The organism is Streptomyces sp. MH60 (genome assembly GCF_002939385.1).
In the GTDB taxonomy this organism is placed as follows: Bacteria; Actinomycetota; Actinomycetes; order Streptomycetales; family Streptomycetaceae; genus Streptomyces.
Window position 1 is genome coordinate 21329 of the sequence record NZ_MULI01000089.1, and the last position, 6353, is coordinate 27681.

Genomic DNA, 6353 nt, shown 5'->3' on the forward strand with positions numbered 1-6353 from the left:
CACAGGCTGGCACACCACGACCTTCACTCTCAAAAGTCAGACTTTTAAGTTTGAACGCGTCAGACCAGGTACTCCGCTCCGATCGAGGATTTCTTGAAGATGAGCACGCAGCCGAGCAAGCAGACAGTGGACAGCGCGGACCGCTTCGAATGGACCGAACTCGACCGGCGGGCCGTCGACACCGCCCGGGTTCTGGCGGCCGACGCCGTGCAGAAGGTGGGAAACGGCCACCCGGGCACGGCGATGGCCCTGGCCCCGGCGGCGTACACGATCTTTCAGAAGATGATGCGGCACGACCCCGCCGATCCCGAGTGGACCGGCCGTGACCGGTTCGTCCTCTCCCCCGGCCACACCTCGCTGACCCTCTACACCCAGCTCTTCCTCGCCGGGTACGAGGTCGAGCTGGACGACCTCAAGGCCTTCCGCACGCACGGCTCCAAGACGCCGGGCCACCCCGAGTACGGGCACACGGCGGGTGTGGAGACCACCACGGGGCCGCTGGGCCAGGGCGTGGCCAACGCGGTGGGCATGGCGATGGCCGCCCGCTACGAGCGGGGCCTGTTCGACCCCGAGGCCCCCGAGGGCGAGTCGCCCTTCGACCACACGATCTGGGCGATCGTCAGCGACGGCGACCTCCAGGAGGGCGTCTCCGCCGAGGCGTCGTCGATGGCCGGTCACCAGAGGCTCGGCAATCTGGTCTTCCTCTACGACGACAACCACATCTCGATCGAGGGCGACACCGTGACCGCTTTCTCCGAGGACGTGCTGAAGCGCTACGAGGCGTACGGCTGGCACACGCAGCGCGTCGAACCCGCCGAGAACGGCGACGTCGACGTGCACGCGCTGCACGCCGCGCTGACGGCGGCGAAGACCGAGACCGGGCGCCCGTCCATCATCGCGATGCGCACGATCATCGCCTGGCCCGCCCCGAACGCGCGGAACACCGAGGCCAGCCACGGTTCCGCCCTCGGCGCGGAGGAGGTCGCGGCCACCAAGCGCGTCCTCGGCCTCGACCCGGAGAAGTCCTTCGAGGTCGCCGACGAGGTCCTCGCCCACACCCGCCGGGCCCTGGACCGCGGCGCCGAGGCGCACGCCGCCTGGGACAAGCGGATCGCCGCCTGGCGGGACACCGCCCCCGAGCGCGCGGCGCTCTTCGACCGCGTGGTCGCCGGCCGGCTGCCCGAGGGCTGGGAGGACACCCTGCCGGTGTTCGAGACCGGCAAGTCGGTCGCCACCCGGGCCGCCTCCGGCAAGGTCCTCCAGGCGCTCGGCCCGGTGCTGCCCGAACTGTGGGGCGGCTCGGCCGACCTGGCCGGCTCCAACAACACCACCATCGACAAGAACAGCTCCTTCCTGCCCGCGGGCAACCCCCTTCCCGGGGCCGACCCGTACGGCCGCACCGTGCACTTCGGCATCCGCGAGTTCTCCATGGCCGCGGAGATGAACGGCATCGCCCTGCACGGCAACACCCGGATCTACGGCGGCACCTTCCTGGTCTTCTCCGACTACATGCGCAACGCGGTGCGCATGTCCGCGCTGATGCAGCTGCCGGTGACGTACGTGTGGACGCACGACTCCGTCGGCCTGGGCGAGGACGGCCCGACCCACCAGCCGGTCGAGCACCTGGCCTCGCTGCGCGCCATCCCCGGGCTCAACGTCGTGCGCCCCGCCGACGCCAACGAGACCGCGACCGTGTGGGCCGAGATCCTCAGGCGGCACTCCACCCACCCGGCGCCGCACGGCCTCGCCCTCACCCGGCAGGGCGTGCCGACCTACGCGCCGAACCCGGACGCGGCGCGCGGCGGGTACGTCCTCGCCGACGCCTCCTCCGGCACCCCGGAGGTCGTCCTGATCGCCACCGGCTCCGAGGTGCAGCTCGCGATGGCCGCCCGGGAGGAGCTGGAGGCCGAGGGCACCGCCACGCGGGTGGTGTCGATGCCGTCCGTGGAGTGGTTCGAGGAGCAGCCCCGCGCCTACCGCGAGAGCGTGCTGCCGCCGTCCGTGCGGGCCCGGGTGGCCGTGGAGGCCGGGATCGGCCTGACCTGGCACCGGTTCGTCGGGGACGCGGGCCGCATCGTCTCCCTGGAGCACTTCGGCGCCTCCGCCGACGCCGAGACCCTGTTCACCGAGTTCGGCTTCACCGCCGGGCACGTGGCCGCCGCCGCCCGGGAATCCCTGGCCGCCTCCCGCGGCTGACCCCACCGGATCCGACCCGATCCGATCGCAGAAAGAGATGATGATCACTGTGACCGAAGCAACCGCGACCGCGGGAGCACTGCAGCGCCTGGCCGACCAGGGCGTGTCCGTCTGGCTCGACGACCTGTCGCGGCGGCGGATCGAGTCCGGCAACCTCGCCGAGCTGATCAGGACGAAGAACGTCGTCGGCGTCACCACCAACCCGTCGATCTTCCAGGCCGCCATCGGCTCCGGCGAGGGCTACGAGGAGCAGCTCGCCGACCTGGCGACCCGGGGCGTCACCGTCGACGAGGCGGTCCGCATGATGACCACCGCCGACGTCCGCGCCGCCGCCGACGTGCTGCGCGAGGTGTACGACGCCACCGGCGGGCGCGACGGCCGGGTCTCCATCGAGGTCGACCCCCGGCTCGCCCACGACACGCGGGCCACCGTCGCCGAGGCGCGTCAGCTGGCCTGGCTGGTCGACCGCCCCAACGTGATGATCAAGATCCCGGCGACGAAGGCCGGTCTCCCGGCGATCACCGAGGTCATCGGCGCCGGCATCAGCGTCAACGTCACGCTGATCTTCTCCCTGGAGCGCTACCGCGAGGTCATGGACGCCTACCTCGCCGGCCTGGAGAGGGCGCGGGCGGCCGGGATCGACCTGGCCGGCATCCACTCGGTCGCCTCGTTCTTCGTCTCCCGCGTGGACAGCGAGATCGACAAGCGCCTGTCGCTCCTGGGCACCGACGAGGCGCTCGCGCTGCGCGGAAAGGCGGCGCTGGCCAACGCGCGGCTGGCCTACGAGGCGTACGAGAACGTCTTCGCGGGCGACCGCTTCACCGCCCTCGCCGGGGCCCGCGCCAACCCCCAGCGCCCCCTGTGGGCGTCCACCGGTGTGAAGGACCCGGCATTCCGGGACACCCTGTACGTGGAGGAGCTGGTCGCTCCCGGCACCGTGAACACGATGCCGGAGGCCACCCTGGACGCCGCCGCCGATCACGGCGACGTGCGGGGTGACACGGTCACCGGCGGGTACGCCCAGTCCCGGGCCGACCTCGCGGCGGTGGAGCGGCTCGGCGTGTCGTACGACGAGGTGGTGGAGCAGTTGGAGCAGGAGGGCGTGGCGAAGTTCGAGGCGGCCTGGCAGGACCTGCTCGTCGCCGTGACGAAGTCCCTCGACAGCAAGGGAGTTGACGGGGAATGAGCGAGGAGCTTCCCGCTACGACGGTCCGGGAGACCAAGGCGACGAAGGAGGCCAAGGAGGCCCGGACCGCCCAGGACGCGGCCGGACCGCTGCACGCCCAGGCGGCGGAGGAGGCCGACGCCGCCGGGGCGGCGAAGGCCGCCGGACCCTCCGGGTCCTCCCGGAGCGCGAAGAAGACCGGGCCGGCCCGCCCCGCCAAGGGGGCGAAGAGCAGGGGCACGGGCAAGGGGGCCGTCGAGCCGGTGGCACCGCTCGACTGGAGCAACCCGCTGCGCGATCCGCAGGACCGCCGTCTGCCCCGTATCGCGGGCCCGTCGGGGCTGGTCATCTTCGGCGTCACCGGCGACCTGTCCCGCCGCAAGCTGATGCCCGCCGTGTACGACCTGGCCAACCGCGGCCTGCTGCCGCCGGGCTTCTCGCTGGTCGGCTTCGCCCGCCGGGACTGGGAGGACCAGGACTTCGCCCAGGTGGTGCACGACGCGGTCAAGGAGCACGCGCGCACGCCGTTCCGCGAGGAGGTCTGGCAGCAGCTGTCCGAGGGCATGCGCTTCATCCCCGGCGACTTCGACGACGACCAGGCGTTCGAACAGCTGCGCAAGGCCGTCGAGGAACTGGACTCCTCCCGCGGCACCAGCGGCAACTACGCCTTCTACCTCTCCGTGCCGCCGAAGTTCTTCCCTAAGGTCGTCCAGCAGCTCAAGAAGCACGGGCTGACCGACGGGCCGGACGGCTCCTGGCGCCGGGCGGTGATCGAGAAGCCGTTCGGCCACGACCTGGACAGCGCCCGCGAGCTGAACGCGCTGGTGCACGAGGTCTTCGACCCGGAGCAGGTCTTCCGCATCGACCACTACCTGGGCAAGGAGACCGTCCAGAACATCCTGGCGCTGCGCTTCGCCAACCAGATGTACGAGCCGATCTGGAACCGGTCCTACGTCGACCACATCCAGATCACCATGGCCGAGGACATCGGCATCGGCGGCCGGGCCGGCTACTACGACGGCATCGGCGCCGCCCGCGACGTCATCCAGAACCACCTGCTCCAGCTGATGGCCCTCACCGCCATGGAGGAGCCGGCCGCCTTCGACGCGCGGTCGCTGCTCACCGAGAAGCTGAAGGTGCTGCGGGCCGTGCGGCTGCCGGAGGACCTGGGCGGGCACACGGTGCGCGGGCAGTACGCGGGCGGCTGGCAGGGCGGCGCGCGGGTGCCCGGCTACCTGGAGGAGGAGGGCATCGACCCGGCCTCCACCACCGACACCTACGCGGCGATCAAGCTGGGCATCGACAACCGCCGCTGGGCGGGCGTCCCCTTCTACCTGCGCACCGGCAAGCGGCTGGGCCGCCGGGTCACGGAGATCGCGGTGGTCTTCCAGCGGGCCCCGCACTCCCCCTTCGACTCCACCGCCACGGAGGAGCTGGGCGAGAACGCGATCGTCATCCGCGTCCAGCCGGACGAGGGCATGACGGTGCGCTTCGGCTCGAAGGTGCCGGGCACGTCGATGGAGATCCGGGACGTGTCCATGGACTTCGCCTACGGCGAGTCGTTCACGGAGTCCAGCCCGGAGGCGTACGAACGGCTGATCCTGGACGTCCTTCTGGGGGACGCCAACCTGTTCCCGCGCCACCAGGAGGTGGAAGAGTCCTGGCGGATCCTCGACCCGATCGAGGAGTACTGGGCCTCGCACGACAAGCCCGCGCAGTACGCGTCGGGCGGCTGGGGACCGCGGGAAGCCGACGAGATGCTCGCACGAGACGGACGGAGCTGGCGCAGGCCATGAGGATCGACCTGACCGACACCACGGCAAGCAAGATCAACAAGGCGCTGGTGCAGGGCCGCCGGGCCATCGGCACCCCGGCCGTGGGCATGGTGCTCACCCTGGTCATCGTCACGGACGAGGAGAACGCCTACGACGCGATCAAGGCGGCCGAGGAGGCCTCGCACGAGCACCCCTCGCGCACCCTGGTCGTCATCAAGCGCCACCCGCGCAACCTGCGCGACCGCACCCGCTCGCACCTCGACGCCGAGGTCCGGGTCGGCTCCGAGGCCGGGACCGGCGAGACCGTCGTCCTGCGCATGTACGGGGAGGTGTCCGAGCACGCCGACTCGGTGGTGCTGCCGCTGCTGCTGCCGGACGCGCCGGTCGTCGTGTGGTGGCCGGTCGAGGCGCCGGACAACCCCGCGAAGGACCCGCTGGGCGCGCTCGCCCAGCGCCGGATCACCGACCTCTACACGGTCGAGCGGCCGATGGAGGTCCTGGAGCGCCGGGTGCGCGCCTACGCCCCCGGCGACACCGACCTGGCCTGGACCCGGCTGACGCTGTGGCGCTCGATGCTGGCCGCGGCCCTGGACCAGGCCCGGGTGCCGGTGACCTCCGCGGTCGTGGAGGCCGAGGCGGACAACCCGGCCGCCGAGCTGCTGGCCCGCTGGCTGGAGGCCCGCCTGGGCGTCCGCGTGGAGCGCGTGGTCACCGACGGGCCGGTCGTCACCGCCGTCCGGCTCGGCACGGCGGGCGGCGAGATCGTCGTCGACCGGCCGGAGGGGCCGCTCGCCACGATGACCCTGCCCGGTCAGCCCCCGCGCTCCGTCGCCCTGAAGGTGCGCCCCACCTCCGAACTCATCGCCGAGGAGCTCAGGCGCCTCGACGCCGACGAGATGTACGCCGTCGCCCTGCGCGGCGAGGCCGGCAAGGAGACCCCTGTCCATGTCTGACACCACCAAGCTCAACCAGCGTCCGCAGTGGACCGCGCTCGCGGACCACCGCAAGGGCGCGCTGCCCCACCCGGACCTGCGCGAGCTGTTCGCCCAGGACCCCGGGCGGGCGGAGCGGTACGTCGTGCGCGTCGGCGACCTGCGCATCGACTACTCGAAGAACCTGGTCACCGACGAGACGCTGGCCCTGCTCCAGGAACTGGCCGCCGCCACCGATGTGTTCGGGCTGCGCGACGCGATGTTCCGCGGTGAGCGCATCAACAT

Annotated in this window: 4 protein-coding genes and 1 pseudogene; all 5 read left to right on the forward strand. The window is 71.8% G+C overall.

Features of this window, described 5'->3' with window-relative positions:
* Window positions 1–99: 99 nt before the first annotated feature.
* Window positions 100–2196, forward strand: coding sequence for a transketolase (gene tkt / locus BZZ08_RS33370; RefSeq protein WP_104635938.1), 2097 nt, complete (start codon window positions 100–102; stop codon window positions 2194–2196).
* A 40-nt stretch (window positions 2197–2236) separates the two neighbouring features.
* Window positions 2237–3382, forward strand: a complete 1146-nt coding sequence (gene tal / locus BZZ08_RS33375; protein WP_104635942.1) for a transaldolase — start codon at window positions 2237–2239, stop codon at window positions 3380–3382.
* On the forward strand, window positions 3379–5157 hold the full coding sequence (gene zwf / locus BZZ08_RS33380; RefSeq protein ID WP_104635939.1) for a glucose-6-phosphate dehydrogenase: 1779 nt from the start codon (window positions 3379–3381) through the stop codon (window positions 5155–5157). Before tal ends, zwf begins: the two co-directional genes overlap by 4 nt.
* On the forward strand, window positions 5154–6089 hold the full coding sequence (gene opcA, locus BZZ08_RS33385; RefSeq protein WP_104635940.1) for a glucose-6-phosphate dehydrogenase assembly protein OpcA: 936 nt from the start codon (window positions 5154–5156) through the stop codon (window positions 6087–6089). Before zwf ends, opcA begins: the two co-directional genes overlap by 4 nt.
* Window positions 6082–6353: pseudogene (locus BZZ08_RS33390) on the forward strand (glucose-6-phosphate isomerase); the annotation flags it as partial. The gene opcA and the pseudogene BZZ08_RS33390, both read left to right, overlap by 8 nt.

What these genes read in the sequence shown, in the direction of transcription:
- tal (WP_104635942.1), top strand. Translation starts at nt 2,237, where the DNA reads ATGATCACTGTGACCGAAGCAACCGCGACCGCGGGAGCACTGCAGCGC.
- tkt (WP_104635938.1), top strand. Translation starts at nt 100, where the DNA reads ATGAGCACGCAGCCGAGCAAGCAGACAGTGGACAGCGCGGACCGCTTC.
- zwf (WP_104635939.1), top strand. Translation starts at nt 3,379, where the DNA reads ATGAGCGAGGAGCTTCCCGCTACGACGGTCCGGGAGACCAAGGCGACG.
- opcA (WP_104635940.1), top strand. Translation starts at nt 5,154, where the DNA reads ATGAGGATCGACCTGACCGACACCACGGCAAGCAAGATCAACAAGGCG.